29 protein-coding genes, 1 pseudogene and 2 riboswitches are annotated in these 23716 nt (G+C 49.5%); of the genes and pseudogenes, 13 read left to right on the forward strand and 17 right to left on the reverse strand.

The features are described from left to right. Positions 1–38: 38 nt before the first annotated feature. The 4 genes from ACFVS2_RS18880 to ACFVS2_RS18895 all read left to right on the forward strand — a co-directional run bounded on the left by ACFVS2_RS18880 (position 39) and on the right by ACFVS2_RS18895 (position 3795). On the forward strand, positions 39–1052 hold the full coding sequence (locus tag ACFVS2_RS18880; RefSeq protein ID WP_390236896.1) for a DUF294 nucleotidyltransferase-like domain-containing protein: 1014 nt from the start codon (positions 39–41) through the stop codon (positions 1050–1052). Between the two features lie 11 nt (positions 1053–1063). Then, on the forward strand, positions 1064–1771 hold the full coding sequence (locus ACFVS2_RS18885) for an exonuclease domain-containing protein (RefSeq protein WP_390236533.1): 708 nt from the start codon (positions 1064–1066) through the stop codon (positions 1769–1771). A 54-nt stretch (positions 1772–1825) separates the two neighbouring features. Then, positions 1826–2317, forward strand: a complete 492-nt coding sequence (locus tag ACFVS2_RS18890) for a GNAT family N-acetyltransferase (RefSeq protein WP_390236536.1) — start codon at positions 1826–1828, stop codon at positions 2315–2317. A gap of 224 nt (positions 2318–2541) precedes the next feature. Then, positions 2542–3795: an MDR family MFS transporter gene (locus ACFVS2_RS18895; protein WP_390236539.1), complete on the forward strand. Its 1254-nt coding sequence runs from the start codon at positions 2542–2544 to the stop codon at positions 3793–3795. Between the two features lie 69 nt (positions 3796–3864). Here ACFVS2_RS18895 and ACFVS2_RS18900 read toward each other — a convergent pair whose 3' ends face one another. The 10 genes and pseudogenes from ACFVS2_RS18900 to ACFVS2_RS18945 all read right to left on the reverse strand — a co-directional run. Next, positions 3865–4422 carry a hypothetical protein gene (locus ACFVS2_RS18900; protein ID WP_390236542.1) on the reverse strand — a complete coding sequence of 186 codons (558 nt, stop codon included), beginning with the start codon at positions 4420–4422 and terminating at the stop codon, positions 3865–3867. Beyond that, a complete protein-coding gene (locus tag ACFVS2_RS18905; protein WP_390236545.1) occupies positions 4419–4907 on the reverse strand; it encodes a YbaK/EbsC family protein in 489 nt (162 codons plus the stop codon). The genes ACFVS2_RS18900 and ACFVS2_RS18905 overlap by 4 nt, the downstream gene beginning before the upstream one ends. Next, complete coding sequence (locus tag ACFVS2_RS18910; RefSeq protein WP_390236547.1) at positions 4904–5641, reverse strand: MOSC domain-containing protein; 738 nt, start codon at positions 5639–5641, stop codon at positions 4904–4906. Before ACFVS2_RS18910 ends, ACFVS2_RS18905 begins: the two co-directional genes overlap by 4 nt. A gap of 24 nt (positions 5642–5665) precedes the next feature. After that, on the reverse strand, positions 5666–6463 hold the full coding sequence (locus ACFVS2_RS18915; protein WP_390236550.1) for an NAD kinase: 798 nt from the start codon (positions 6461–6463) through the stop codon (positions 5666–5668). A gap of 102 nt (positions 6464–6565) precedes the next feature. Then, the gene (locus tag ACFVS2_RS18920; RefSeq protein ID WP_173618137.1) at positions 6566–7015 is read right to left on the reverse strand and encodes an NUDIX domain-containing protein; all 450 of its coding nucleotides are present in this window, start codon (positions 7013–7015) and stop codon (positions 6566–6568) included. Between the two features lie 95 nt (positions 7016–7110). After that, the gene (locus ACFVS2_RS18925; protein WP_173618138.1) at positions 7111–7509 is read right to left on the reverse strand and encodes a YugN-like family protein; all 399 of its coding nucleotides are present in this window, start codon (positions 7507–7509) and stop codon (positions 7111–7113) included. Positions 7510–7659: 150 nt separating this feature from the next. Further along, on the reverse strand, positions 7660–8457 hold the full coding sequence (locus ACFVS2_RS18930) for an LSm family protein (protein WP_390236553.1): 798 nt from the start codon (positions 8455–8457) through the stop codon (positions 7660–7662). 88 nt (positions 8458–8545) lie between these two features. Further along, a complete protein-coding gene (thiO, locus tag ACFVS2_RS18935) occupies positions 8546–9649 on the reverse strand; it encodes a glycine oxidase ThiO (protein WP_390236556.1) in 1104 nt (367 codons plus the stop codon). A 638-nt stretch (positions 9650–10287) separates the two neighbouring features. After that, positions 10288–10404: riboswitch (TPP riboswitch) on the reverse strand. 64 nt (positions 10405–10468) lie between these two features. Then, positions 10469–10714 (reverse strand): excisionase family DNA-binding protein, encoded by a 246-nt coding sequence (locus ACFVS2_RS18940; protein ID WP_370642749.1) that lies wholly within the window; start codon positions 10712–10714, stop codon positions 10469–10471. Then, positions 10709–12058: pseudogene (locus ACFVS2_RS18945) on the reverse strand (glucose-6-phosphate isomerase); the annotation flags it as partial. The gene ACFVS2_RS18940 and the pseudogene ACFVS2_RS18945, both read right to left, overlap by 6 nt. Positions 12059–12268: 210 nt before the next feature. Here ACFVS2_RS18945 and ACFVS2_RS18950 point away from each other — a divergent pair. The 3 genes from ACFVS2_RS18950 to ACFVS2_RS18960 are packed head-to-tail and all read left to right on the forward strand — an operon-like array spanning position 12269 to position 15476. Beyond that, complete coding sequence (locus ACFVS2_RS18950) at positions 12269–13546, forward strand: efflux RND transporter periplasmic adaptor subunit (RefSeq protein WP_390236558.1); 1278 nt, start codon at positions 12269–12271, stop codon at positions 13544–13546. Between the two features lie 26 nt (positions 13547–13572). Continuing rightward, a complete protein-coding gene (locus ACFVS2_RS18955) occupies positions 13573–14292 on the forward strand; it encodes an ABC transporter ATP-binding protein (RefSeq protein ID WP_007724719.1) in 720 nt (239 codons plus the stop codon). After that, positions 14289–15476, forward strand: coding sequence for an ABC transporter permease (locus ACFVS2_RS18960; protein ID WP_390236560.1), 1188 nt, complete (start codon positions 14289–14291; stop codon positions 15474–15476). The genes ACFVS2_RS18955 and ACFVS2_RS18960 overlap by 4 nt, the downstream gene beginning before the upstream one ends. A 77-nt stretch (positions 15477–15553) precedes the next feature. Here the strand turns inward: ACFVS2_RS18960 and ACFVS2_RS18965 are convergent, their stop codons facing one another. Genes ACFVS2_RS18965 through ACFVS2_RS18975 form a run of 3 tightly spaced genes read right to left on the reverse strand, consistent with a single transcriptional unit; the run spans position 15554 to position 16197 of the window. Next, the gene (locus ACFVS2_RS18965) at positions 15554–15730 is read right to left on the reverse strand and encodes a hypothetical protein (protein WP_007724726.1); all 177 of its coding nucleotides are present in this window, start codon (positions 15728–15730) and stop codon (positions 15554–15556) included. Positions 15731–15778: 48 nt separating this feature from the next. Continuing rightward, the gene (locus tag ACFVS2_RS18970) at positions 15779–15925 is read right to left on the reverse strand and encodes a hypothetical protein (RefSeq protein ID WP_173611268.1); all 147 of its coding nucleotides are present in this window, start codon (positions 15923–15925) and stop codon (positions 15779–15781) included. Next, positions 15925–16197, reverse strand: coding sequence for a DUF3886 domain-containing protein (locus ACFVS2_RS18975; protein ID WP_173618144.1), 273 nt, complete (start codon positions 16195–16197; stop codon positions 15925–15927). Before ACFVS2_RS18975 ends, ACFVS2_RS18970 begins: the two co-directional genes overlap by 1 nt. Before the next feature lie 97 nt (positions 16198–16294). On the opposite strand from ACFVS2_RS18975, the gene sspK reads away from it, so the two are divergent. Continuing rightward, on the forward strand, positions 16295–16426 hold the full coding sequence (sspK, locus tag ACFVS2_RS18980) for a small acid-soluble spore protein K (RefSeq protein WP_390236563.1): 132 nt from the start codon (positions 16295–16297) through the stop codon (positions 16424–16426). 135 nt (positions 16427–16561) lie between these two features. Here sspK and ACFVS2_RS18985 read toward each other — a convergent pair whose 3' ends face one another. Continuing rightward, positions 16562–17284 carry a glycosyltransferase family 2 protein gene (locus ACFVS2_RS18985; RefSeq protein ID WP_390236565.1) on the reverse strand — a complete coding sequence of 241 codons (723 nt, stop codon included), beginning with the start codon at positions 17282–17284 and terminating at the stop codon, positions 16562–16564. 126 nt (positions 17285–17410) lie between these two features. On the opposite strand from ACFVS2_RS18985, the gene ACFVS2_RS18990 reads away from it, so the two are divergent. The 4 genes from ACFVS2_RS18990 to ACFVS2_RS19005 all read left to right on the forward strand — a co-directional run bounded on the left by ACFVS2_RS18990 (position 17411) and on the right by ACFVS2_RS19005 (position 20947). Continuing rightward, positions 17411–17767 carry a DUF3905 domain-containing protein gene (locus ACFVS2_RS18990; protein ID WP_173618432.1) on the forward strand — a complete coding sequence of 119 codons (357 nt, stop codon included), beginning with the start codon at positions 17411–17413 and terminating at the stop codon, positions 17765–17767. 142 nt (positions 17768–17909) lie between these two features. After that, positions 17910–18212 (forward strand): iron-sulfur cluster biosynthesis family protein, encoded by a 303-nt coding sequence (locus ACFVS2_RS18995; RefSeq protein ID WP_007724750.1) that lies wholly within the window; start codon positions 17910–17912, stop codon positions 18210–18212. Between the two features lie 68 nt (positions 18213–18280). After that, positions 18281–19393 (forward strand): site-2 protease family protein, encoded by a 1113-nt coding sequence (locus ACFVS2_RS19000; RefSeq protein WP_390236567.1) that lies wholly within the window; start codon positions 18281–18283, stop codon positions 19391–19393. A 216-nt stretch (positions 19394–19609) separates the two neighbouring features. Beyond that, complete coding sequence (locus ACFVS2_RS19005) at positions 19610–20947, forward strand: hemolysin family protein (protein WP_173618147.1); 1338 nt, start codon at positions 19610–19612, stop codon at positions 20945–20947. A 97-nt stretch (positions 20948–21044) separates the two neighbouring features. Here the strand turns inward: ACFVS2_RS19005 and ACFVS2_RS19010 are convergent, their stop codons facing one another. The 3 genes from ACFVS2_RS19010 to ACFVS2_RS19020 all read right to left on the reverse strand — a co-directional run bounded on the left by ACFVS2_RS19010 (position 21045) and on the right by ACFVS2_RS19020 (position 22833). Then, entirely contained in the window at positions 21045–22022 is a 978-nt protein-coding gene (locus tag ACFVS2_RS19010) for a cation diffusion facilitator family transporter (RefSeq protein WP_390236569.1), read from the reverse strand. A gap of 146 nt (positions 22023–22168) precedes the next feature. Further along, on the reverse strand, positions 22169–22483 hold the full coding sequence (locus tag ACFVS2_RS19015; protein ID WP_173618149.1) for a DMT family transporter: 315 nt from the start codon (positions 22481–22483) through the stop codon (positions 22169–22171). Continuing rightward, positions 22480–22833 carry a DMT family transporter gene (locus ACFVS2_RS19020; RefSeq protein ID WP_173618150.1) on the reverse strand — a complete coding sequence of 118 codons (354 nt, stop codon included), beginning with the start codon at positions 22831–22833 and terminating at the stop codon, positions 22480–22482. Before ACFVS2_RS19020 ends, ACFVS2_RS19015 begins: the two co-directional genes overlap by 4 nt. Before the next feature lie 143 nt (positions 22834–22976). After that, positions 22977–23080: riboswitch (guanidine-I (ykkC/yxkD leader) on the reverse strand. Between the two features lie 142 nt (positions 23081–23222). Here ACFVS2_RS19020 and ACFVS2_RS19025 point away from each other — a divergent pair. After that, positions 23223–23693 (forward strand): low molecular weight protein-tyrosine-phosphatase, encoded by a 471-nt coding sequence (locus tag ACFVS2_RS19025; RefSeq protein WP_390236572.1) that lies wholly within the window; start codon positions 23223–23225, stop codon positions 23691–23693. Positions 23694–23716: the final 23 nt, after the last annotated feature.

A 23716-nucleotide genomic window follows, 5' to 3' on the forward strand; every position in this document is an offset into this window, starting at 1 on the left:
AAATTCGGAATGTTGACTCCTTTGGCGAGCTGGCCTTATTGCGTCGAGAATTGTTGGACCCTTCTCCGTTGCGCCCGTTGAATCGCGCAGGGGAATTGGCTCCCTTTTCCATCTTCGTCAATCTGATTCACGACAATCTCATCCGACAAGGGGTGCTCCTCGCAGTGAACGACCTTGCCAAAAGGGGCTTGGGCACCCCTCCCGTCCCCTTTGCCTTTTTGCAATTCGGCAGTGGCGGCAGATCAGAGCAAGCACTCATCAGCGATCAGGATAACGGTCTTGTCTATCAACCACCAGATCATCTGAGCGAACAGGAAACAGAAAAAATACATGGCTACTTTCAGTTGTTGGGGGCGACGATCGTTGCTGGTCTGGAGGTAGCCGGCTATCCTCCCTGCCAAGGGAATGTCACTTGCCTCTCCCCAAAATGGCGAGGCAGCACCGAGCAATGGCTGGACCAAATAGACAGATGGGTCTCTCACCCCATCTGGGAGAACGCCCGTTATTTACTGCTCGCAAGTGATGTGCGTGTCTTATGGGGTGAATCGGCCATTTTTACTCCCGTCCATGACCGCTTCCGTCAATTGCTTGCAGGGAATGTCTTCTTGCTGAATCGACTGGTGAGCAATACGTTGCATTATCGGGTGCCGCTCGGAATCTTCGGCAGAGTTTTACCTGAGGTCCATGGACGCTTCCGCGGCGCCATCAATGTGAAGTACGGCATTTATTTGCCACTGGTGAATTGCGTACGGCATTTCGCCTTGGCACATGGCATCTTTGCCAGCTCTACCTTGGAACGATTGGATCTACTCGGTGAAAAAGGAGTCTGGAGCAAAAGCTTTTGTGACGAGGTAGCCGCATACTTCCGGCAAATTCAAGGTCTGCGACTGCTCGCTCCCCTCCATTGGGAAGATGGGCAATACACGAGCAATAGCTATATCAAACTAGGGGAGCTTTCTCCTGACACCCAAGTGATGGTACGACAGTCGATGAAGCTGGCGATCCGCCTGCAAAAAATGACAGAAAAGCTCCCGTCCGTTTTTGGGGGATAGGAGGAGATTGCGTGGCAAAATGGGACTTATTCGGTCGCATCTGGCATATGAACCGGGCTATACCAGATATAGCAGATGACAAACAACACATCGCCTATCTGCGCTCCATCTCCAAAGCGAATAAACCAGTCGATTCCAGTGCCGATATTCCTCTACACGATCTGGAGGTTGTCGTCGTCGATCTGGAAACGACCGGTTTTTATCCCGACCATGGAGACGCGATTATATCGATGGGAGCAGTCGCCATGAGAGGAGAGCACCTCCTCCTCGGCGATTCTTTTTATACGCTGGTCAATCCCGGTCGGGCGATCCCTCCACACATCCGCTCTCTCACCGGAATTACCGATGATATGGTTGCCGATGCTCCCGAGCTGTTAGAGGCTTTGTCCCGTTTTTTTCAATTCGTTGGAGATCGTCCGCTCGTTGCCCATCACTCTCGCCATGAGCGTGAATTTTTACGATCTGGACTTTGGAAAACAAGTCGGCGTCCGTTTACCCATCGTATGCTGGATACGATGCTGCTCATCCGATTATTGAGTAATCCGATTGGCAACGGCTCGCTGGATGCCCTCTGTGCGGCACACGACATCCCGATCTCACGCAGGCATCACGCTTACTGTGACGCTGTTGCTGCTGGTACGCTCTGGGCTAGGTATTTGGTGAAAGCACAATTCCAAGGCTTTACAAACCTACAGCAGGTTTACGAGGCCGTACGCTAGAATTAGTTCGAATCGTTCAACAAGCCCTACCAACCAACACAGGGAGAGAATATCATGCTACAGATCAGAGACGCAGTTCTGGGCGACCTGCCCGCTATGCTCGCTATTTACAACTACGCGGTAGAAAATCTGGTTGCGACATTTGACTTACAGCCACAGACGCTTGCCCAGCGCGAAGTCTGGTTTCACAAACACGGTGACAGACATCCCATCATCGTCGCCGAATACGAAGGGAAAGTGATCGGATATTGCAGCCTGTCCGTTTTCCGTGAGAAGCCCGCCTATCAAAAATCTACGGAACTGTCTATTTATATCGCCCCTGATCAAAGTGGGAAAGGTGTTGGCACTACCTTAATGAATGCGATTCTGGAGCGTGCCAGACAACTCGAATACCACACGATCGTGAGCGGAATCGTGGGGGGCAATGACGCCAGCGTGAAGCTGCACGAGAAGGTCGGTTTTACATTGGCAGGGAGGTTTCAAGAGGTGGGATTCAAGTTCGGAGAATGGCACGACGTTCATTTTTATCAATGGATGGTCAAGTAACAACATGCGAAAAGCCGACACCCCTTTACACAAGGAAGTGTCGGCTTATTAGTTATGTAGGAAGCGAATACCTAAAAGTGGCACATCTTAAGCCAGGGTCTAATCCCTTAGCCCTTATGATATTAGTGTAACCGACGGATGATTATAAGTCTATATCTTTTTGAAAATTTGCACTAAAGTAGGTGTACCTGGCCAGGGAATCAAAAACAGGAGGTAAACCTGCTGTGCAATGGCTGTCATGGGATCTGAACCTGAAGACCAGATTGATCGGCGAGACGCTTTTCAACCTATTGTTTTGGATGTACTTTCCCTTTCTTACCCTCCACTTTAGTGATACCTTTGGCAAAAATGTTGCCGGGTTACTCATGACAGTGCCACCGATTATGAGTATGATCGGCAATCTTTTTGGCGGCTATTTGGCTGATCGATTTGGTCGTCGATATGTCATGTTGTCAGGAGCGTTTTTGCAGGCAGGCATGTTTGTCCTGTTTGCCTTCTCCCTCTCTTCTTGGATCGATTATCTTGCGTTTATTGGAATCGGACTTGGCAAAGCGATATACAGCCCGGCGAGTTCTGCGATGGTTGCTGATCTCACCTCCGAAAAAGACAGACGCAGAGTCTTCGCTACCTTCGTTACAGCCATGAACATTGGCGCCGTATTGGGACCCGCTCTGGGGGCCATCTTTTTCTTTCAATACCGCAGTGAGCTGCTGTGGACTTGTGCGCTTGTCACTTTTTTGTATTCGATTGCGATCTGGATCAACGTGCGAGAGACACTGCCACAATCCGTAAAAAGCTCTGTCGCCTCTATCCATTTCCCTTCCGTTATGAAGGAGCAATGGCAGAGCTACACCGTCATTCTACGCGACAAAGCTTTTGCCATCTATATTTTCGCAGGCATGCTGATTACAATCGCAATCGTGCAACTCGATTTATTTTTGGCGGTCTATGTAAAAGAATTCGTCCCAGCACAGACGCTGCTCGCGTGGAATGCCTGGTCACTCTCGCTTAGCAATACGGAGATTTTCGGATGGATGCTGGGTATAAGCGGTCTTCTGTTTGTTCTGTGCGCCCTGCCTGTTACCAAATGGTTTGAGAACTGGAGCGACCGGGATGTCTTCCTCTTGTCCTCCTTGCTATTTGGTGTGGGCATGTTTTTGGTGGGATTCATGACGAATGCATGGCTGTTGTTCGGATGCGTGGTCATTTTTACAGTAGGGGAAGTGATGCGAACTACGGTCGAGCAGAGCTTCGTCAGCAAATACGCACCAGAACATGCACGAGGACAGTATATGGGTGCCGCTAACCTGCAGTACTCGCTCGGCCGCTTCCTCGCTCCCGTGACCGTCATTCTTTCGGAGTGGATCATGCCGATTGGCGTTTTTGGGTTTATCTTGTTCTGCTCCCTTTTGAGTGCCGTTCTTTACGTGAAGCTATTCCAAATCGTTCAGAAACGCGAGTCCTCTCCTTACAGCTAAACCACAACAGAAAACGAAAAGTGGTTGCGCAGCGATAACCTCCTGCCAACCACTTTTTCATTTTCAGAATTATAATTTTTTCGGAGCTTCTAATTTCACGGGGTCAACCATTACTTTTATTTGTGTTGACGTTCCTTCGATCGTTACTTTCACATCGGAAACAACCATTTCTTTTGGCGTTTTTGCGACGTTGGTAACCGCAATGAACTGATCCAGCTCCGGAGTCCAGGTAAGTCCAGTAGCTTGGATCATCGCCTTCACTGTATGAACGTCAGGAACCCCTTCATACATGATACCGTCTATTGTTTTTTGATCACCGCTCAGCATAACGCTTACCCATATCGGTTTTTCATTTGCCGCATTTTCTTGTTTTGGGTAATAAAAGCGGTAGTAATTCGTTTGCTTGTCTAGCTCAAGCTGAAAAGGCAGGGTATGAATCCCCTTCACAGCTAAATCTTCTTTGATTTTGTTGTAATGACTCAGGTACGTGTCTGTTGTCATCTGTTTAAATGAGGAAGCAGAATGGGAGATGCTGTTTTCAATTGCAGTCGTTTGGTTAGACATTCCGAGCATAGCAAGACCCGCGACTAAAGCTAGTACTAAGACGGAGACTACGTATTTTTTCATAATGGGTTCCCTTCTGCCGAAGCGGCATCGATTTCTTTCGCCCCCGTCATCTCCAACAAGGCTTCATAAGAGACGGGTAAAAGTGATTCTGCTATACCAGCAGCCGTATAAACCACCGGAAATCGCTTCAAGGAGCGATCCACAAATACAGGCACTTCTTCCTGCAATGCAAATGGACAAACAGCTCCAACGCGGAAGCCTGTCATTTTTTCTACCTCTTCCGACGTAGCCATCTTCGGCTTTCCTTGTCCAAAAGCTGCCTTCACTTGCTTGGGATGGACACGTACATCGCCTGCTGCCACAAACAAGGCGAACTGCTCATCTACCCGAAACAAGATCGACTTTGCGATTTGGCCGATCTCGACACCCAATGCCTGTGCAGCCACTTCGGACGTAGGCAACGGCTGTTCAAACAAAATCGGCTCGATGCTCGTGTCATAGCGTTGCACGTAGCTGCGAACCTTTTCCAACGGGCTTGCGATCATTCCCCGTCACTCCCAATCTCCACTAAAAAAACGTCATCGCCTTGCGACACACTGCCTGTCGTGACAACCGAAGCATAAACGCCGAAGTGATTGTTGTGACGCTTGACGCATGCCTTCAATACGGCAGGAGTCATCGCCAAGGTATCCGGATCGATATTGACATATACACAGCGCTCGCAGTGTTTGTTGACTTGCAAGGTCACATCATTGATTTTGATCTGTTTGCCCAGCCATTTGTCTTCCGCGAACGGCTCATCATCCTCCAGGACAACGACCAAATTCCCCCGAAAGCGTCGTGGATCTACCTGTTCTGCGTCAATCTGCCGCGCGATCTCTTTAAGAGATGCATCCGTGACCAGCAGAATGTGGTCTTCCCAGTTCACACCGCCTTCTTGCGGACTACTAATCATAGGCGCAATAGAGCGCTTTGCCGTCTCTGCGACATGAGCAAATAAAGCATCATCCCACGTATGTACACTGCCATCTCGGGCTTCAATCCGAATCGGCGGGTACGCTTCTTTTCCTGTCCCTTCGCTCATGCTGGCATGATACCCGATAAGAGCGGGCACAACATCCGCACTGAGATACTTACCTTGACGGGCATTATCCCAAAAATAATAGGCACGGTCTCCATACAAGCCAAATTCATCGACCGTACTTGATGATAGCTCTTCCCCTCGCATTCCTTTGACAGGATGACGGAAAATGGTCTGCAGTGTTCCTACTTTTTTCATTTGGTTCCCCTCCCAACGCTTTCTCTATCCGGATATAAACGAATTGCGAACCCGCCCCCAAAACGTCAGTCGCTTGTAACGAGCGAATTTCACTTTGTCAGGTCCCACTCGGCAACGAATGGAACACACATCTTTCCATACTGCCTGCTCACGGTCCAAGCCGATCATAATCTCAGGATTCATGACGATCAGCTCTACTTCATGATGCTTCGGCAATACGAGCGAGCTGTTGATCGTCCGATACGCTTGGTTATTGATCGAAGCAATCTCGGACAATTGAATTGCCTCAATGGACGGATGAACAATCGCTCCATCCACCGCCTTGTTGTAGGCTGTACTTCCTGACGGTGATGAAACGATCAAGCCGTCACCTCGAAACGTCTCCAGCTCATCGCCATTTATATAGACGCATGACACCAAGGTAGACAGATTCGCGTTACGCAAAACCATTTCATTCAACGCCCACTTTTCATACTGCTTTCCATCTCTGGTGCTGATCCTGCATTGGACCGTCGGGTATTCCGCAATCAGAGGCTCATCGTTCATCAGACGCTCAACGAATTCGTCCAGCTCCTCGGGACGCCAGTCCGCATAGAAGCCAAGATGTCCCGTATGAATCCCCACATAAGACGGCTCGATCCCATATTGATGGACGGCCTCCAAAAGTGTCCCGTCTCCCCCGATGGACAGCACCATATCCGGTTGCTCACTTGGTCCCTTTACAAAGGTAAACGGGCTATTGGCTGCATGCAGCTTTTCTTTTAATGCTTGTTCCACTTCTCGTGTATAATCGTCATTTCGCAGTACAGTCGCAATCTTCATGCTGGTCTGCCCTCACTTTTATCCTTACAAGCGGTCATGTACGCTCTGTTGTTTGTCTTCACTATACCATAGGAAAAATCGACTTGCATAAAATCCCACTTGTCACCAGCGGTCACTCTGAAAAGACTGCTTGCGAAATTGAGATAAACGCCTCTCTGTAGCTGGTGATATTTCCTCTGGAAGCTCATCCCAAGCAAAAAAGCGCATTTCCGCTACTTCTTTGTCATCCTTATGCAATTCTTGGCCAGGTGTGAGGTCGACATGATACAAGGCAATGTGGTCTCGTTTCCCTTCCCGCTCACTGTAAAAAAGATGGCAGAGGGTAAGTCCGTCTGCTCGTATTCCGCACTCCTCCCACAACTCCCTGCTAGCAGCTTCTCCAAACGACTCTCCTCGCTCTACCCCTCCTCCCGGCAAATACCAGCCATGGACATACGTATGCCGAATTAACAAGACTCCCTTTTCTTCATCCGTTACAATGACACGGACACCCAAGGTGAGAGGCTTGCGGATTTTCCAATACCATTTCGCCACTGCATGGTACCAGGCCATATTTCCACCTCACTTTTTCCATGTGCTACCATTCTTTAGCCACCTATATTTTCCCTGCCATGAACAAGAAAAAACAGGCCTATCGGCGGCCTGTCTCACGCGAGGCGATTCTCCAGCTCTTTGACAACCGCCTCTGCTTTTCGAATCCATCTCGATTCAATCTGCGCGTCCTTGTCTACCGGCTCTTGAAACTGATTCATCAAACCCGAAGCGAGCGGCTCCATGTAGCCGATATCTTCCTCTACCCCAGTCTGGTACACATGCCGGATCACAAACGGCCGCCCGAGTTCCAGCCATGCATCCGGGCTATCGAGCTCGCCTTGCAATACTTTTACAGGCAAACGCAAAAAGACCGTGTTTTTGTCATCCAGCGCCCGGTCGAAATACCCTTGCTCATAATCCCAGTTGGATAATGTAAAATGCGGCTGAAGCGCTTCACGAAAATAGCCAAATGTCGCCCGCGTGCCTGGCAAGCTGCTGTTTATTTGCTTCATCGTCCATCCCTGCCTTTATTTATTCTGTGAGAAACGTCCACCGTTTTGTTCGTAGTGTGTGACAAAAGAAGAGGTTGTACTCTCACATCTAAAAAAAGCAGCAAGCCTCCTAAGCCGTGATGGCCTTGAGAGGCTTGTAAATTCCCCACATTAAATCAAGACGATTGTTAGGAGCGTAAAAAGCGCCAATGGAATGATTCTACGTCCGTTCCGGCATCTTTTACGTCTTCTTCCTTGAACTTTTGGCAAAACATATGGCGGTGGGGGTGGTGGCGGCGGACAAAAAAATGGCGGATACGGCGGGAATGGTGGAAATGGCGAAATATTTTGCTCCCAAGGACTTACCTGCGGCTTCTGCTCGCTATACGGACTGACTTGGGCGGGACGATTACTGCTGCTATACGGGCTGACTTGGGCGGGACGATTGCTGCTGCTAAATGGGCTGACTCGCGAGTTGTTGGAACTGCCAAAAGGACTGACCTGACTGTATGGATTGAACTCATCGCCGTAGGGACTTACCTGTGGATAGTATGGATTACCTCCATAAGGACTGAGATCGCCATAGGGAGGATAACCTGCATACGGATTATAGCTTACATACTGAAAGTAATAATCAGGATATTGCCCCCATCCTCCATACGGCTGCCGATTGGCCACTTCCATTACTTGATAAGGATTGTAGTCCTCATAGTCCTCATAGTTCTCATAATCATACTCTTCGAAAACTTCTTCTTCCTCCGCATCCTGGTCTACGACTTCTACGTATACGTTCTGGTCATCATAATCGACAATGACACCCTCAAACACTTGCCCGTCAATTGCTTCGATGCGCACCTTTTTCTCAACGTGCTCCTTGCAGATGTTGTGCACATTTTCTCGCATATCCTTTAACAGGCTGACAAACTGAATGTCAGCCTGATACAGGTTTTTATCAGAATCAGACTGCATGGAAACTCCTCCCCTTCTGGTGTTTCTTTATTACCATATACAAGTGCCCATGGGGAGGTTACCGGAATCTAGGCGAGACTAGCCCAATTTACAGAAAGCGGGCAGGTAAAAATGGCAAAAGACGCTCCGTCTCTCCTTTTTCCACAAAGTCCGCCATCGATTTAGCCGTGACGGGGGAAAGCAGGATACCATTGCGAAAATGTCCACCTGCGATCGACAGTCCTTCCCAGCCAGGAACGGGGCCCATGAGCGGCTTGCCATCTTGGGTGGCAGGTCGAAGTCCACCCCAAGCCTCCAGAAAGGTAGCGGAGTGTAGCGCTGGAACATACGGCATGGTCCCTTGCAGGATACTGGCTAACCCCGCCATTGTGACGTCCCGCTGGAAGCCACTCTCATCCTCAGTCGCCCCAATGACAATTTTTCCATCCTTTTTCGGAGTGATGTAGCCAGTCGTTCCGAAAATCACCGTTCGCAATGGAATGCCTACGGACGAGACGGCCGCAATCTGTCCGCGTACAGGGCGAATCGGCACGGTAACACCAAGCATCGCAAGCATCATTCCAACCCACGCTCCCGAGGAAATCACCGTCTGTGCGGCACGCAGTGACCCTGTAGAGGTCTCGATCCCGATCACTTTTCCGCCTTTTACCGCAATACCGCTCACCACGCAGCCAGATAACAGCTTCACTCCTTGCAATTGGCAAGCGGTAGCCAAGGCGCGAAGAAGCATTCGATTGTTGATGTGTCCTTCGTACGGCGAATAGATGGCCGCTTGTACTTGATCGGTCAGAAGCGGCTCTACCTCTTTCACTTGCGCTGTATTCGAGAGCCAGTGTACAGCATGTCCCGCTTCTTTTTGCCAACGGTACTTGTCCGCGAGCTGTTGGACTTCCTCCTCATTTAACGCGACGGTCAGCAACCCATCCAAGCTTAGCTGTACGTCTCCACCAGTCAATTCCTCCAGCTCTGCTGCCCATTCCGGGTATAGCGCAAGTGACTCCATACCCAGATCGAGCATCGGTCCAGGTGCTGTGAATTCCTTCAAAGGAGCAAGCATTCCGGCCGCAGCAGAAGACGCCTGACCTCCCCATTCGCCCTGCTCAACCAAGGTAACGCTCACGCCGCGCCGCGACAGCTCGTATGCCAAGCTCAATCCGATAATTCCTCCACCCACTACCAGACAATCACTCATCTTTTTTCTCTCCTCACTAAGTTGCAATTACGTCTTTTAAAAAACTATTTGTACGTTGCTGTTGTGGTGTGGAGGAAACAGGAGAAAACGCTCAGCTTCTAGGGCCACCCCCTGAGGGATTGACTGCACGACTCCATGCCAAAAGCGAAACCGCGTCCAAAGTGGTATCTTCAGGATGTGTTTCAGAGGTGGACGCTTAAGAGCGTGTTTCGCTTTTGGCATTGCGTCTCGGTCGGTGTCCCTAAGATCTTCGCTTATTTCTCCTGTTTCCTCTACGAGCTTTTCTTGTTATCCGATTTTTTAATGATTTTTAATTAATGAAGAACGCAATCAGTTACGCCAGAGAAGAATATTTCCAGACGTAGCGACTTGTGGAGTCCTACCTAGCGGAGAAGGGATGAGCGGGAAATAGAAACGCAACCGTGCCCGTGCTACGAAGCGGCTACCACTTTTGCGTTTCCCCGCGAATCCCTTCGGAGCGGGCAGTCTTGACCCCCAGCGGGACGGAGCCTGGAGCCTAGACTGGAAATATTCTTCTCTCCACTACAGCCACATGTCCGCTCCATAACAAAAAGCCCACCCGTTCCTGAGCAGGAAAAGGTGGGCTACATACGCATAGGTAACAATAAACAAAAAGCGCAGTCTGCCGGCAACCGTATCCCTGCGCCGGCATGATCCGGATCAGGTGCAATGGGTCGATGGTCGATTGCTTCCATCCTCTCAGCCCCGCATGAAGGACTCCCCAAGTTGCTTGTTCATTATGATATTCCTTTGTAAGTATAGTCCTGTTTGCAACCATCTGACAAGCACGTCCGCTGGTTAATCCTCATCCTTCACATCGTAGCTCTCCGGAATCGGGTCATGACGCGCGGTATCCTCGAACTCCCGGAGCTTGCGAATTTCCTCCAGATGATGATTGAATTGCTCTTTGTTGATGATGTACTCATTGCCGTCATGGACAGCACGGATGCGCCCCTGCTTAATTTTTTCCATAATAAACGTCTCGGGAAGCTCTAAGTAAGCGGCTGTCTCCTCAACGGTCAAATACGTCTTATTCTCGCGCAATCTAGCCTCCAGTTCCGCTTTCTGCCGCTCGTAGCCCGGCTTGCCCAGCAAGGCAAACATATTGGCCTTGTACGCCTCCACCCCTGGCTGATCAAACGGATTGACGCCTAGCAAATAGCCGCTGATTCCGCATGCCTTTTCAAAAAAGTAAATCAGTCCGCCGAGATAGTAAGCTGTTGCCTCCGGTATTTCCACAAGCAGATTCGGTACGCCGCCATCCACATGGGCCAGCACCGTTCCCTCAAAAGCTTTTTTATTGACATACCCCATTCGTTTGCCAGTCAAAAAATTCAATCCATCGACGTCAGCGGGGTCCTCCTGGACAGTCAAATCCACAGCGGGCTTCGTTACAGACACAACGGTCTCAAACAAATGCCTCATGCCGTCCTGTATGTATTGGCCCAACGAATGCAAGTCCGTTGAAAACTCGGCAGAAGCCGGAAAAATTCCTTTGCCATCCTTGCCCTCCGATTCCCCGAAGAGCTGCTTCCACCACTCAGCAAAGTAGCGAAACTGTGGTTCATAGCTGACCAACAGCTCCACTGTCTTGCCTTTTCGATAGAGTGCATTGCGAATGGCCGCATACTGATAGCACGGATTATCGCGCAAATCCATGACCATGTAGCGTTCGCGTGCATCCTTAGCCCCTTGCATGAGAGCATCCATGTTCGCCCCGCTTACAGCGATTGGCAACAATCCAACCGCGGTCAGGACTGAATATCTTCCACCGATATCATCTGGAATGACAAAGCACTCATAGCCCTCGTCATCCGCCAGCTTTTTCAGGGCTCCCCGCTGTTTATCGGTCGTAATGTAAATTCGTTTTTTGGCCTCTTCACGTCCGTATTTCTTTTCCAGCCATTCCCGAAAAAGTCGAAACGCGATAGCTGGCTCTGTCGTCGTGCCCGATTTTGAGATGACGTTGATGGACACATTTTTTCCTTCTAATACATCCATCAGATGAGAGATATAAATCGGACTGATATTGTTGCCCACAAAATAAATCTCTGGAGAATGTCGCTTGGACTTCGGCAGCAAATTGTAGAAGCTGTGGCCCAAAATGTCAAGCACCGCTTTTGCCCCTAGATACGAGCCTCCGATACCAATCACCAGAAGCACATCCGAATCCGATTGAATCCGGGCTGACGCTTGGCGAATTCGTTCATACTCGTCCCGGTCGTATTGTTCCGGCCAATCGACCCAACCAAGATAATCCTTGCCTGGTCCAGTCCTTGAATGAAGCATTTGATGCGCAATTTCGATCGCTGGAGAAAGCTGCTCCCACTCATGCTGTTTGACAAAGGCTCGAGCGTTGGCGTAATCAAAGCGAATCGGTTTGTTCATAGCTCCCCTCCGAGGAACGTCATCTCATCTTTATCTATGATATCACGGCAATTGGCAGCAAAGAACTTTCCGACAAAACGAATCAAAATGCGCTTAATTATGTCCAAAATGTGAACATTCGTCATTTCATGTTACCTTTTTCCAGCACTACCGTAAAAACCTTTCGAGCAATGAAATAATATGGTTCTTACCAAAGCAAGGAGAATGAACATGAAAAAACGATGGTGGATCATCGGTTCCGTCGTAGTCCTCCTAGGCATCGGGGGCGTTGCGTTTTCCATGATGGGATCGCAACAAGCTATGGGAATGCCTGTCAACATCGGCGCACCAACGAAATCAGCTTTGGAAAGCAAGGTTTTGACATCAGGGCTCGTCACCGTAGAAGACAAGCTCAAACAGTACGCCAACGTCACCGGAACCTTACGCGAGTTTGTCGTCAAAGAAGGCGACAAGGTGAAAAAGGGACAAGTGATCGCGAAAATCGACACGTCCGATGTCGATAGCCGAATTCTCGAGCTGGAAGCGCAAATGGAATTGGCCAAAGCCAACCTCGCCAAGGCACAAATCGGGAACGAGCCGGAAGAAGTCGCACAGGACCAAGAACGTGTCTCTCAAGCCCAGCGTGAATACGATGCGGCAAAGCGAGAATATGATCGGATGAATCAATTATTCACTTCTGGCGCTTCTACCCAGCAAGAGCTGGACAAGTTGAAATCACAAATGGATAGCGCTCTATCTACGCTGAATGTCGCCAAGCAACAGCTCGCTCTCAAGCAAAAGGGGCCACGCAAGGAAGACATTGCCGCTCAGCAAGCCCAAATCAACAAGCTGAATGTAGATAAATCACAGCTGAATAAAGAACGTGTCCAGAGCGTCGTCGTAGCACCTATGGATGGAACCGTCATTGGCGTTGCTTCCGATAACGGTCAATACGTCAACAAGGGGACAGAAATCTTGACCCTTGCCAATCTCAACAATCTGTTGATTGAAGCAGATATTAACGAATCCGATGTCAACAAGCTCAAAATCGGTCAATCTGCCACGATTGAAGGCGTGACACTCGGAAAGAAAAAGCTGAATGCGAAAGTAGCTCGCATCTCTCCAACCGCGACCACTACTGCCACCAAGTCGGGGCAAGGTGAAAAAACACGCGTCAAAGTCACCCTCAAGCCATCTGGAGATCTATCTGCTTTGAAGCCTGGCTTCCATGTGGACATCAACATCTCCGTCGAAAAAATCGATAATGCCATGCAAGTGCCAATCGAAGCTATACAGCAAGATGCTGACGGCAGTACCTTTGTCTGGGTATCTGCTAATGGTGTTGCGAAAAAGCAGAAGGTCGAAACTGGTATGGAAAATGAGTTGTTCACTCACGTCAAGTCTGGACTTAACGGTGATGAGCAAGTGATTTTAGGCCCTGTCGAATCCCTGACTGAAGGAGCACCTATCATGCCGATGAGTGGCGGCGGCGCACCAATGGGTATGTAACACGTAAAGAAGGAGGTCAGCCGACGATGCTTCATGTAGAAGGCTTGACGAAAGCATACAAGACGGGTGATACCGTACTGCCCATCTTAAAAGGTGTCTCCCTGCTGGTGGAACAAGGCGAATTCGTTGCCATCATGGGGCCATCAGGCTCAGGGAAATCGACGTTTATGAACATGCTGGGCTGTCTGGATCGTCCAGATTCGGGCTCGTACATGCTAGATGGCATTGAGGTTAGCAGCTTGAAGGATACGGAGCTCGCCGTTGTTCGCAACCAAAAGATCGGCTTTGTGTTCCAATCGTTTAATCTACTCGCCCGCTCTTCCTCCTTGCACAATGTAGAGCTGCCGATGATGTACGCGAATGTCAGCCGCTCAGAACGGCGCAAACGGGCAACAGAAGCACTCAAACGAGTGGGATTGGCTGAACGCATGGACCATAAACCAACCCAGCTATCCGGTGGTCAAAAACAGCGTGTAGCGATTGCCAGAGCACTGGTCAATAAGCCTGCCATCCTGTTGGCAGACGAACCGACGGGGAATCTGGACAGCCGCTCCGGAGTAGAAATCATGGCCATGTTTCAGGAGCTGCATGCGCAGGGCGTTACGATCATTCTCGTCACCCACGAATTGGATATCGCCCAGCACGCTGAGCGAATTGTGACTTTCAAGGATGGCGTTATCATTCGCGATGAAAAGGTTACGGAGCGAATATTCTCCAAGCCGTCTGACGAGGTGATTGTCACATGAATTTTATGGAAAGCTTTAACACCGCCGTGGAGGGTATCTGGGCGAATAAAATGCGCTCGATCTTGACCATGCTCGGGATCATCATCGGGATTACCTCCGTCATTGTCGTCACGGCACTCGGTGAAGGTGGACAGAGAGCCATCAACGAAGAGATGGAAAAGTTCGGGCAAAATACGTTTAACGTCTTCATCAATTGGGAGACAAAAGAAGAGATAGCCTCAGAAGATATGACCGTGGAAGATACCGAGGTGCTCGGCAGGATTAGTCCTGCCATCGAATACATCGTGCCTTCCAACTCCAGTACGATTGATTTGAAGGGTCCGAAAAAAGAAGAGCGCGTCAACCTCACTGCCTCCACTGCTGATTATTTTTCGATGCAATCAACATTGAAGGTGGCAAAAGGGCGACTTTTCAACGAAATCGATGACAAAGAACAACGTGCTGTCATCGTCCTGGAGGAAGCTCTTGCTCAAAAGCTGTTCGGTCAAATGAGCCCGATTGGTCAGCGTGTTCGCTGGGGGAATCAATCTCTCGTCGTAATCGGGACGTACACGGAAGAGAAGTTCAAGTTCGATATGGCAACGAGCTATGGAGCGATTATTCCGATCCGATACGAAATGAGCCTGCAGGAAGAGCCTTCTGTCCAAATGATCATGGGAAAAGCGATCGACAAAGCCTCTGTCGAACCAGCCATGCAGCAGGTCAAACAGTACTTGACCCGCAAGCATCAAAAGGAAGACCATTACAGAGTTCGCAGTATGCAAGAATCAATGGATCAGTTTAATCAAATGACGGGTACCTTGACGCTGATCTTCAGTATCATCGCAGGTATCTCCCTCGTGGTTGGCGGAGTCGGTGTTATGAACATCATGCTCGTATCCGTGACAGAGCGTACTCGCGAAATCGGGATTCGCAAAGCATTAGGGGCTCGCCGACGAGATATTTTGATTCAGTTTTTGATTGAATCGGTCATCGTCTGCTTGATCGGTGGATTAATCGGGGTGTTGTTCGGCCTTGGTATTGCTTCGATCATCGCCTATTTTGCACAGTTGCCGCCGCTTATGTCCTGGAACAGCGTGTTTATCGCATTCGGCTTCTCCAGTGCCATCGGTATTTTCTTCGGCCTCTATCCGGCCAACAAGGCAGCCAAGCTCGATCCAATCGAAGCACTGCGTTACGAATAATGAAAAATGGCTAGCCATTTTTTCTTTCCTTGAAGAAAAAACAAGCACCTGTAAGCTCTCTGGCTACAGGTGCTTGTTTATGTTGGCAACGTATCTGTTACCAGCTTCAAAAGAAAAAAAAGCGCAATCCCCACGCTCGCGACTGTCCACCAGAGCGGCTTGCTGTCAGCCTTTTCTGCCTTGTAGATCCCGATTAACTTCCAGGTTCCTACTGCCACACACAAGAGGCTAAACAGGAGCAGGATTGTCCCCATGACCTCCCTCCCCTCACTCCTAGCTATATGGGGATGAGAGGTAAAAAATCACTTCTTCGAGTCCTTTTTGCCCAATCGGCCGAGGACCATCCGGCCCCGTTCCTTGATGGACTCGTCCTTGATATCTTGTTGCCGCTTTTTCATCAAACCGTTTTTGGAAGTATCCGGTCGGTCCGTTTGCCGTCCATCTCGCATTAGCTGTACTTGCCTCCGCCTTTTTTCTCGTAATCGTCCAAAAGCTCACCAAAGCTCTTGTTGCGCTCGCGTTCTTCCTGTTCCCGGCGCTTTTGTTCGGCTGCTTCCTTCTCTTTGCGCTCGCCTTCTGTCTTCATGTCTTTTTCAAGCTGCTTGAGTGCCCCGAGCGCATCTGCATTCAGCATATCCTTCAAACTGTTCAATCCGCTTTTCGCGTCTGTCATAGTTGTTGTCGCTGCTTGATGTTGTGGTTTTCGTTGTTTTTTCGCCATTTGAATTGCCACCCTTTCCCTATCCTCATTCTGTCCTCATTCTCTGGCCCCATCCGGGTCATACTATCTTCATCTTTCACAAAGAGGAGGACTTCACATGGTTCGCAACAAAGAAAAAGATTTTGGAAAAACCGCTGAAATCCGAGGACCCAAATCCCAATCTGAGGCTGTCCGTTCTGACGGTTCCATTAATAGTGAACCACAAGAAAGGCTAAAAGAAAACCGCTAACAAAAAAACCGCCGGGCAGCCATTATGCTCGGCGATTTTTACTGGGTGGCGAGTTTTTATGGCTTACTTTTCGAATAGCGCGTTCCTGCTTCAGCAAGGTGAGCTTCTCGTCAAATTGGAATGAACAGCCGATTTTTAACAATCGTTTAGCAAAGTCCCGTTCCATTTCGATCCGCGGCAACACCCGAAAAGCTCTACCCTCCTGGCATCCTCACGCAGCAGGGAAACATGCTGCGTGGAAAACATCGTCCAGGGCGAACGGTATCGCTCGAGCTTTACCCCGTATTTTCCCCTGATACTCATCCGCTTCTGGGAGACGGGACAGGGCAAGCCAATAGGTGTGAACTGTCCGTTTGCAATTTGATTTTCTTCCAGTAACGATATCGTTTTGACCAACGTATGCGGTCGCTTTATATGAGGATTTTGTTCCAGCCATTTTTGACATTCAATATGCTGACTGGCGCTAAACTGGGGTTCGTACACGGAGTAAATCCTCCTCGTACCCAGCCCCAGCAAAATCATATCCTGTACCCGCTCGTGCGCCTGCTGATGTACGCCGATAAACTCGCGGGGAACCATCATATTACACGCTACAAATACAAGCAGTTCACCTTTCGCCTGCTGGATTCCCGTGTTAAACAGGCGGGAGAGCGATACACGTCTGCGAAAACGCACCACTTGCAAAGAATAATGAGCGGTAAAGCCAGCCAGCTTTTCTGCCAGCCCATCCATGGAACCGTTATCCAGCACGATCACTTCATATTTTTCAAAATCGGCAAACTGCAAGTTCAGGCTAAACAAGGTATACAGTAGCTGATGAGCTGCATCTCTGACGGGAATGATCACACTCGTTAGCATCCGATCTTCCCCCTTTTTTTAGCATATGCGGCTGGGGCTCATTTGGGCTGGGCGCAAGCTCCCATCCGAAACCGAATAAGGGGTCAGTGACTGATGCATGCTATGGGATAAAAGGAGGTCCAGATGATGGATAACGATAAGCAAAAGAACGACAAGACGAAGGATATTTCCCTCGATGGGACGCTGCCGCATCAAATCAGTGCTCCTGACTTCAAAAGCTCGTCCCGTACGATTCAAAAGCCATTCGTCAATGAGTTCGGAGTCGTCATCGGTGACAGCTTGTACGAGTCCAAGGAATCTCCCTTAAACACCTGGAGTACAGAAACCGATCCCTCCATCATGGCAGGGGACCAGTGGGTACATCCGACCAATGACATTGGCTGGAACTCGATAGAAAACCGTGAGCTCCTCGAGGATCAAGAAGAACAAGATGGAGCGCGTTTTATGCACCCGACTTTTGATGTGAGCAAAGGCAAGGACTAATGCCAGCTTTTTCATGCAGCCCGTTCGGCAGATTCACTTCTGACCGGACGGGTATTTTTGGATTGCGCTTGCACCTAGAGCCTCGGGACACTACTCTGACTTGTGTTACAATGGAAGACAAGTAGCAGAAAGGAGCTAGTCCATGAGTATCACACTTGCGATAGAGCCAGCGTTTTCCCTTGCCTATCAACGTTATGCCGGCTTTGTACCGGGGGATACGCTTCGATTGTATGTACGAACAAGCGGCCCCGGGACCGGTGGTATGTTTTATGCGATTGAAAAAGATGAGGCCCTCACCGACGATGCTGTGTTTGAAGTAGAGGGGTTGCGATTTGTCATTCGTCCAACTGATTTCTGGTATTTCGACGGGGGACATCTGAGCTACAATCCGCTCTATGGCGAGTATGGCTTTCACTTCACCAATCCTCGTCTGGATGGCAACTAGAACAGAAACTTCTTTTGGCTTGATTCGTAAGAAGGAATATCTGCCTATATCTTCTGGGAGGAAAAACGATGAAAAAAAGCCGTTCAGTCCTTTTGGCGATCGGTGCTTTCTTACTTGCCAATTTAAAATGGATACTTAGCATACTGAAGTTTTCGAAATTCGGGACTACCATTATATCCATGGGGATTACCTTGTGGGCGTATGCCGTTTTCTATGGATGGAAATTCGCCGTGGCCCTCGTCTATCTGATCTTCGTCCACGAAATGGGCCATGTGATCGCAGCCAAACGAAAAGGAATCGCGACTTCACCTGCTGTCTTTATTCCTTTTGCCGGAGCCTTCATCGCCATGAAAGACATGCCGCGTGATGCAAAAACAGAGGCGTACTTAGCCTACGGCGGGCCCTTGGCCGGGATGATTGCTTTCTTGCCTGCCCTCCCGCTGTATTGGTATACGCAGGACCCTTTTTGGGGGTTGGTTATCTACTTGGGTGCTATGCTCAATTTATTTAACCTGCTGCCCATCTCCCCGCTGGATGGCGGCCGCATCGTTTCGGTATTGTCGACGAAAATTTGGTTTATCGGGTTAGTTGGGCTGGGTGTTATGCTGTTCGCCAACCCAGGTCCGATTACTGTGTTCATTTTCATCATCGGGTTGATTACATGGTACAACCGCCTACGTGGCAGCTATCAACAAAAGCTCCTGCAATACGAGCGCGAAAGGATTGCAGACTTTCAGCAAAGCATAGCAAAATGGCCCGCATTGGAATCGACATGGGATATTCGCACGCAAATGAATGCCGAGGTAAATGCGATCAATCAGGAAGATTTGAAGAAATTTTACTTGCCATTTTTGCAGGACAAACAACGCCTTCAGCGTGATTTCAAGCGGCTCGATAAAGTGTATCTGAACAGAAAATGGGAACTGTTCAGACTGTGGGAACGAGAGCCTGTTTTGTATTACGATTCGGACCCGAACCGACCGATCCCATCAGATGCGCTTCGTGATGGGGAACGTGCGGCGCAAGAGAGATTAGCCGAACTGGATGAGCAAATGCACCAGCTCACTACGTACTACGATGCACCTGCCTCTACGAAGTGGAAAGTGTTAGTTGCCTATCTCGGTCTAGCTGCTGTACTATCAGCGTTTTTTGTCTACGCCCAACAAATTCTGCACAGGTAACCGCTTGCACTTTGCGTTGCTTGACAGAAACGGATGCCTATCTGCGGCCTTCTCCGAGCGCAAAAACGTGCGCTACGGTTATCTGAGGGTCGCTCTTCCCGACCAAAAGGGCAGAAACGCCCCCTACGGTGGTATATCGCTTTTGTGCGTTCCACCCAATCAGAGTAAAATAGAAAATAGTACATTCATAAAATTCCAGAGAGGATGACTTTTTACTTGGACACCGTCCCGATAGTGCTCAACCTACTGCTTGTTATATTTCTTGTTTTTCTCAACGGCTTTTTCGTAGCCGCAGAGTTCTCACTCGTGAAGGTGCGGCAAACGCGCCTGACACAGATGGTGAATGAAGGCAACAGACGCGCAGTCTATGCCCAAAAAGTAACGCATAAGCTAGACGCCTACCTATCTGCCTGCCAGGTCGGGATTACTCTCGCCTCGCTGGGACTGGGTTGGGTCGGGGAACCGGCCATTGCCCATATGATTGTGGAGCCTTTGCTTGGATCTTCAGGATTGCCTGAGTATGCGATCTCCGCGATTTCTTTTGGTGTAGCCTTTGCGATTATTACGTTCCTCCACATTGTCTTGGGTGAGTTGGCTCCGAAATCATTGGCCATTCAAAAAGCAGAAATGACCTCGTTGTGGGTTGCCGCGCCATTGATGTTTTTCTATAAATTGCTTTACCCGGCTATCTGGTTCTTGAACGGAACAGCCAACGCTCTCATGAGACGACTTGGACTCGAAGCCATCTCAGAACATGAAGCAGCGCATACAGAAGAAGAAATTCGTCTTCTGGTCAACCAAAGTCACCAAAGTGGCCATATCGACCAAACCGAATTGGCTCTTGTGGAACAAGTTTTTGACTTCTCCGAAACCGTTGCTCGGGAAACGATGATCCCGCGCATTGATATGGTTTGCTTATATACGACGAATACCTTTGAAGAAAACCTGGAGATTATCCGCTCGCAGCGCCACACGCGTTTTCCGGTTGCAGCTGAGGACAAGGACAACATCATCGGTTTTGTCCATGCGACAGACTTCTACCTTTCTGCCTTGCAAGATGGAAGCGTGGAGCTAGATTCGTTGGTCCGCCCTGTCCTGACCGTACCGGAAACCATGGAAATCAGTACGGTATTGCGCCTGATGCAGAAAAACCGTTCGCAGCTTGCGATTGTTATCGACGAGTACGGCGGAACAGCCGGTCTCGTGACGATGGAGGATATTCTGGAAGAAATCGTTGGGGATATCCAAGACGAGTTTGACGAGGAAAGACCAGAGATTGAGAAGCTGGACAATGGCCTCTCCGTATCCGGTATGCTCGTGTTGGCTGACCTGAATGACCATCTTCCGTTCGAACTCGAATCCGAAGATGTAGACACAATCGGTGGTTGGTTGTACAGCCAGCTCGAAGAAGACATCGCTGTTGGTGCGACAGTAGAATGGGAAAACTACCTGTTCACCGTCAAGCAGATGGATCATCACCGTGTCACACGCGTCATGATTACGCGTTTGGAAAATGATGAATCGGAGCAACAAGAACTGTTGACTGTCTCCTAATCATCACACCTCAGTACAAACCAAAGCCCCACACCTGCTTACATGGCTGGTGCGGGGCTTTTCTATTTCGCAGGTGAGTTTCTTCAATCTCGTTCGTCTACGTGGTTCCCTGGCCCGTGAGCTGCTTCCAGTCGTCTACGCCGTTGTCCTCCAAAATTCCCATCGTCACATCGCTAATATCCGGGTCGGTGAGCAAGCTGTCGCGAATGCGGTATTTAATATCGTCTGCCACAGCAAGACTCAGTCCTGTCCGCAACTCTACGTAGCTTTCCACATGGTAAAAACGCCCTTCCTGTACAATCCTCATCCGGTTGATGTCCGTCACATCCGGGTCAGTAAAAATGACTTTGGCTACCCGATCCTCGATTTCTTTGGGAGCTGCGATACCAATTAAACCAACCATGTTGTCGTACCCTACCTTGAATGCCACACCCACCATGAGAATCCCGATCAGAATGGTGGCAATCCCGTCCAGCAAGGCAAAGGAAGTAAACGTAGTGACGATAACCGCAATCAGCGCCAATAACGCACCGAGCGTTGCCACGATGTCTTCGTAAAAGACAAGTCGTGTCGGTGGAGCCGCACGTCCTACATTCCGAAAGGCTGCAGGGATGACAGCAAAGCCCTTCGCTTCCACCCGAGCTTCATGAACGATTTCGAACATCACTTTTACCAGCACATACCCATCCACGATGACCGCTAGAGACAAAATGATGAAATTCAACCAAAAATGGCTGGATTCTACGGGTTCGGAAATAAGGTGGACGCCTTTGATAATGGTTTCGTAGGCCATGATGGTTACGACGATCACCGCGACCATACAGAAAATGTTAATGACACGACCAAAGCCTGTAGGGAACCTCGGTGTCGGTTTTTTCTCTGCGAGTACGCTGCCAAAGAAAACGAAGAACTGGTTGACCGCATCGGCTACCGAGTGCATCGCCGACGCAAACATGGCTCCACTCCCACTATAGACAGCCGCAAAACCTTTTGCGATAGCAAGCCCAGTGTTCCCCAATGCCGCTGTCGCCGAGGACGTATTTCCCTTTTTTAGCGTTGCCCAGAAAGAGCTCATGGTGCTGCCATTCCCTCCTTGAACGAGACGATTTTCTTTACTATTCCCTATTCGCAAGGAGTGTTCCTTATGCGAAATGGAACATATACACAAAGAAAAGGCAGACATCCGAAGTGGAATATCTGCCTTTCCTTATTACCGCTACCTTATGCTACTACTTTCAATCCTGCTACTGCTATAATCACCACGGCGATGCACAAGATCCGCAGCTTGTCTTTTGCTTCTCCATAAAACATCATCCCGACAAGAGCGCTACCTACCGTACCAATCCCTGTCCAAACCGCATAGGCCGTTCCCATTGGGATTTCTCTCATGGCGAAGGACAGGAGGAAGAAGCTGAGGGAAAAACCACCGATCAGTACCGCAAAGGAGCGGAACGAAGGCTTTTGGTTGACCTGTGTAATCCCCATCACGCCTACGACCTCAAACAACCCTGCAAAAATTAAGGATAACCATGTCATGCCACTTCACCCTCCCTCTTCGGCTTCTCTTCATGATCCGGTGTGACCAGCTTCAACCCAAGGATTCCCCCCAGAAGAAGCGCAATCAAGCCCACTTTCGCCCAGCTGAACGGTTCTCCAAACAGGACCATTTCGCTAATAACGGTACCAGCCGTACCCAAACCGACGAAGATCGCATAAACCGTACTCGTCGGCAGCTTTTTCCCTGAATAGATCAAAACACCAAAGCTGATAATAATCGCTAAGACAGTCAATGCCCACGACCAAAAGCTGTCGGCGTGCTTCAAGCCCGCTACCCACATGACTTCAAATACTGCTGCTACGACAACCATCAACCAATACTTCCCCATGTTCTGGCTCCCTCCTCTTTCTTTTACGCTCATAGCAACGGACGTATCCGTTTTTATCGTTCCCCAAAATACATACTCATCTAAGATGGCTCAGGCTTTTTCCGAATGCAAAAAAAGCCTCGGGTGAATACCATCACAGATATTCCTCCCGGGCTTTTATCCCTCCGTGTACACGACCGTGGTCGTGGGTTTTCTCTCGGTCCTGACCGGCCAGATGACTAACCGCGGAACCCTAGAAAACTCAGTACATATGCAGTTCTTTTCTTGGGGTAACTGTCCTTATCATATCAAAAAACGCCGTGTTTGGCAATGAACGTGCGACACTTCGGCAAAGGACCATGGTATTCTACAAAGAGAAGCATGATACAAAGGAAGAGAGGAACGTACGTATGACGAAAGTGTTGTTCGTTTGTCTGGGCAATATTTGTCGCTCGCCCATGGCCGAAGCCGTATTTCGCCATCTCGTAGAGGCGGAGGGAATGGCAGGGGAAATCTCCATCGATTCAGCAGGGATCGGTGGCTGGCACGCAGGTGAACCTCCACACAAAGGTACACAAAAGGTATTGAACGAGAATGGGATCGCACATGACACACTGCGTGCTCGCCAAATTGTCACACAGGACTTCTCGGAATACGACTATATCGTCTGCATGGATGAGGAAAATTTGTCTGCACTTAAGCAGATGGCGCCGTCAGGGAAACAGGTGTACCGCCTGCTCGACTTTGCCGATTCTGCCCAGGAACAAAATGTGGAGGACCCTTATTATACGGGGCGATTCACCTATGTGTATGACCTGGTGAATGCGGGTTGCCGCGGGCTGCTGCACGAAATCAAAGCCAATATCGCAAAAAAGGGATAGCCCGTCACCAGGGCCATCCCTTT

The organism is Brevibacillus sp. NPDC058079, assembly GCF_042885155.1.
Taxonomy (GTDB): domain Bacteria; phylum Bacillota; class Bacilli; order Brevibacillales; family Brevibacillaceae; genus Brevibacillus.

What these genes read in the sequence shown, in the direction of transcription:
- ACFVS2_RS19015 (WP_173618149.1), bottom strand. Translation starts at nt 22,483, where the DNA reads ATGACATGGTTATCCTTAATTTTTGCAGGGTTGTTTGAGGTCGTAGGC.
- ACFVS2_RS18910 (WP_390236547.1), bottom strand. Translation starts at nt 5,641, where the DNA reads ATGAAAAAAGTAGGAACACTGCAGACCATTTTCCGTCATCCTGTCAAA.
- ACFVS2_RS19020 (WP_173618150.1), bottom strand. Translation starts at nt 22,833, where the DNA reads ATGGGGAAGTATTGGTTGATGGTTGTCGTAGCAGCAGTATTTGAAGTC.
- ACFVS2_RS18975 (WP_173618144.1), bottom strand. Translation starts at nt 16,197, where the DNA reads ATGGCGAAAAAACAACGAAAACCACAACATCAAGCAGCGACAACAACT.
- ACFVS2_RS18920 (WP_173618137.1), bottom strand. Translation starts at nt 7,015, where the DNA reads ATGGCCTGGTACCATGCAGTGGCGAAATGGTATTGGAAAATCCGCAAG.
- ACFVS2_RS18925 (WP_173618138.1), bottom strand. Translation starts at nt 7,509, where the DNA reads ATGAAGCAAATAAACAGCAGCTTGCCAGGCACGCGGGCGACATTTGGC.
- ACFVS2_RS18990 (WP_173618432.1), top strand. Translation starts at nt 17,411, where the DNA reads ATGGATAACGATAAGCAAAAGAACGACAAGACGAAGGATATTTCCCTC.
- ACFVS2_RS18960 (WP_390236560.1), top strand. Translation starts at nt 14,289, where the DNA reads ATGAATTTTATGGAAAGCTTTAACACCGCCGTGGAGGGTATCTGGGCG.
- ACFVS2_RS19000 (WP_390236567.1), top strand. Translation starts at nt 18,281, where the DNA reads ATGAAAAAAAGCCGTTCAGTCCTTTTGGCGATCGGTGCTTTCTTACTT.
- ACFVS2_RS18915 (WP_390236550.1), bottom strand. Translation starts at nt 6,463, where the DNA reads ATGAAGATTGCGACTGTACTGCGAAATGACGATTATACACGAGAAGTG.
- ACFVS2_RS18890 (WP_390236536.1), top strand. Translation starts at nt 1,826, where the DNA reads ATGCTACAGATCAGAGACGCAGTTCTGGGCGACCTGCCCGCTATGCTC.
- ACFVS2_RS18995 (WP_007724750.1), top strand. Translation starts at nt 17,910, where the DNA reads ATGAGTATCACACTTGCGATAGAGCCAGCGTTTTCCCTTGCCTATCAA.
- ACFVS2_RS18950 (WP_390236558.1), top strand. Translation starts at nt 12,269, where the DNA reads ATGAAAAAACGATGGTGGATCATCGGTTCCGTCGTAGTCCTCCTAGGC.
- ACFVS2_RS19010 (WP_390236569.1), bottom strand. Translation starts at nt 22,022, where the DNA reads ATGAGCTCTTTCTGGGCAACGCTAAAAAAGGGAAATACGTCCTCGGCG.
- ACFVS2_RS18985 (WP_390236565.1), bottom strand. Translation starts at nt 17,284, where the DNA reads ATGCTAACGAGTGTGATCATTCCCGTCAGAGATGCAGCTCATCAGCTA.
- ACFVS2_RS18900 (WP_390236542.1), bottom strand. Translation starts at nt 4,422, where the DNA reads ATGAAAAAATACGTAGTCTCCGTCTTAGTACTAGCTTTAGTCGCGGGT.
- ACFVS2_RS18955 (WP_007724719.1), top strand. Translation starts at nt 13,573, where the DNA reads ATGCTTCATGTAGAAGGCTTGACGAAAGCATACAAGACGGGTGATACC.
- ACFVS2_RS18970 (WP_173611268.1), bottom strand. Translation starts at nt 15,925, where the DNA reads ATGCGAGATGGACGGCAAACGGACCGACCGGATACTTCCAAAAACGGT.
- ACFVS2_RS18965 (WP_007724726.1), bottom strand. Translation starts at nt 15,730, where the DNA reads ATGGGGACAATCCTGCTCCTGTTTAGCCTCTTGTGTGTGGCAGTAGGA.
- sspK (WP_390236563.1), top strand. Translation starts at nt 16,295, where the DNA reads ATGGTTCGCAACAAAGAAAAAGATTTTGGAAAAACCGCTGAAATCCGA.
- ACFVS2_RS18905 (WP_390236545.1), bottom strand. Translation starts at nt 4,907, where the DNA reads ATGATCGCAAGCCCGTTGGAAAAGGTTCGCAGCTACGTGCAACGCTAT.
- ACFVS2_RS18930 (WP_390236553.1), bottom strand. Translation starts at nt 8,457, where the DNA reads ATGCAGTCTGATTCTGATAAAAACCTGTATCAGGCTGACATTCAGTTT.
- ACFVS2_RS19025 (WP_390236572.1), top strand. Translation starts at nt 23,223, where the DNA reads ATGACGAAAGTGTTGTTCGTTTGTCTGGGCAATATTTGTCGCTCGCCC.
- thiO (WP_390236556.1), bottom strand. Translation starts at nt 9,649, where the DNA reads ATGAGTGATTGTCTGGTAGTGGGTGGAGGAATTATCGGATTGAGCTTG.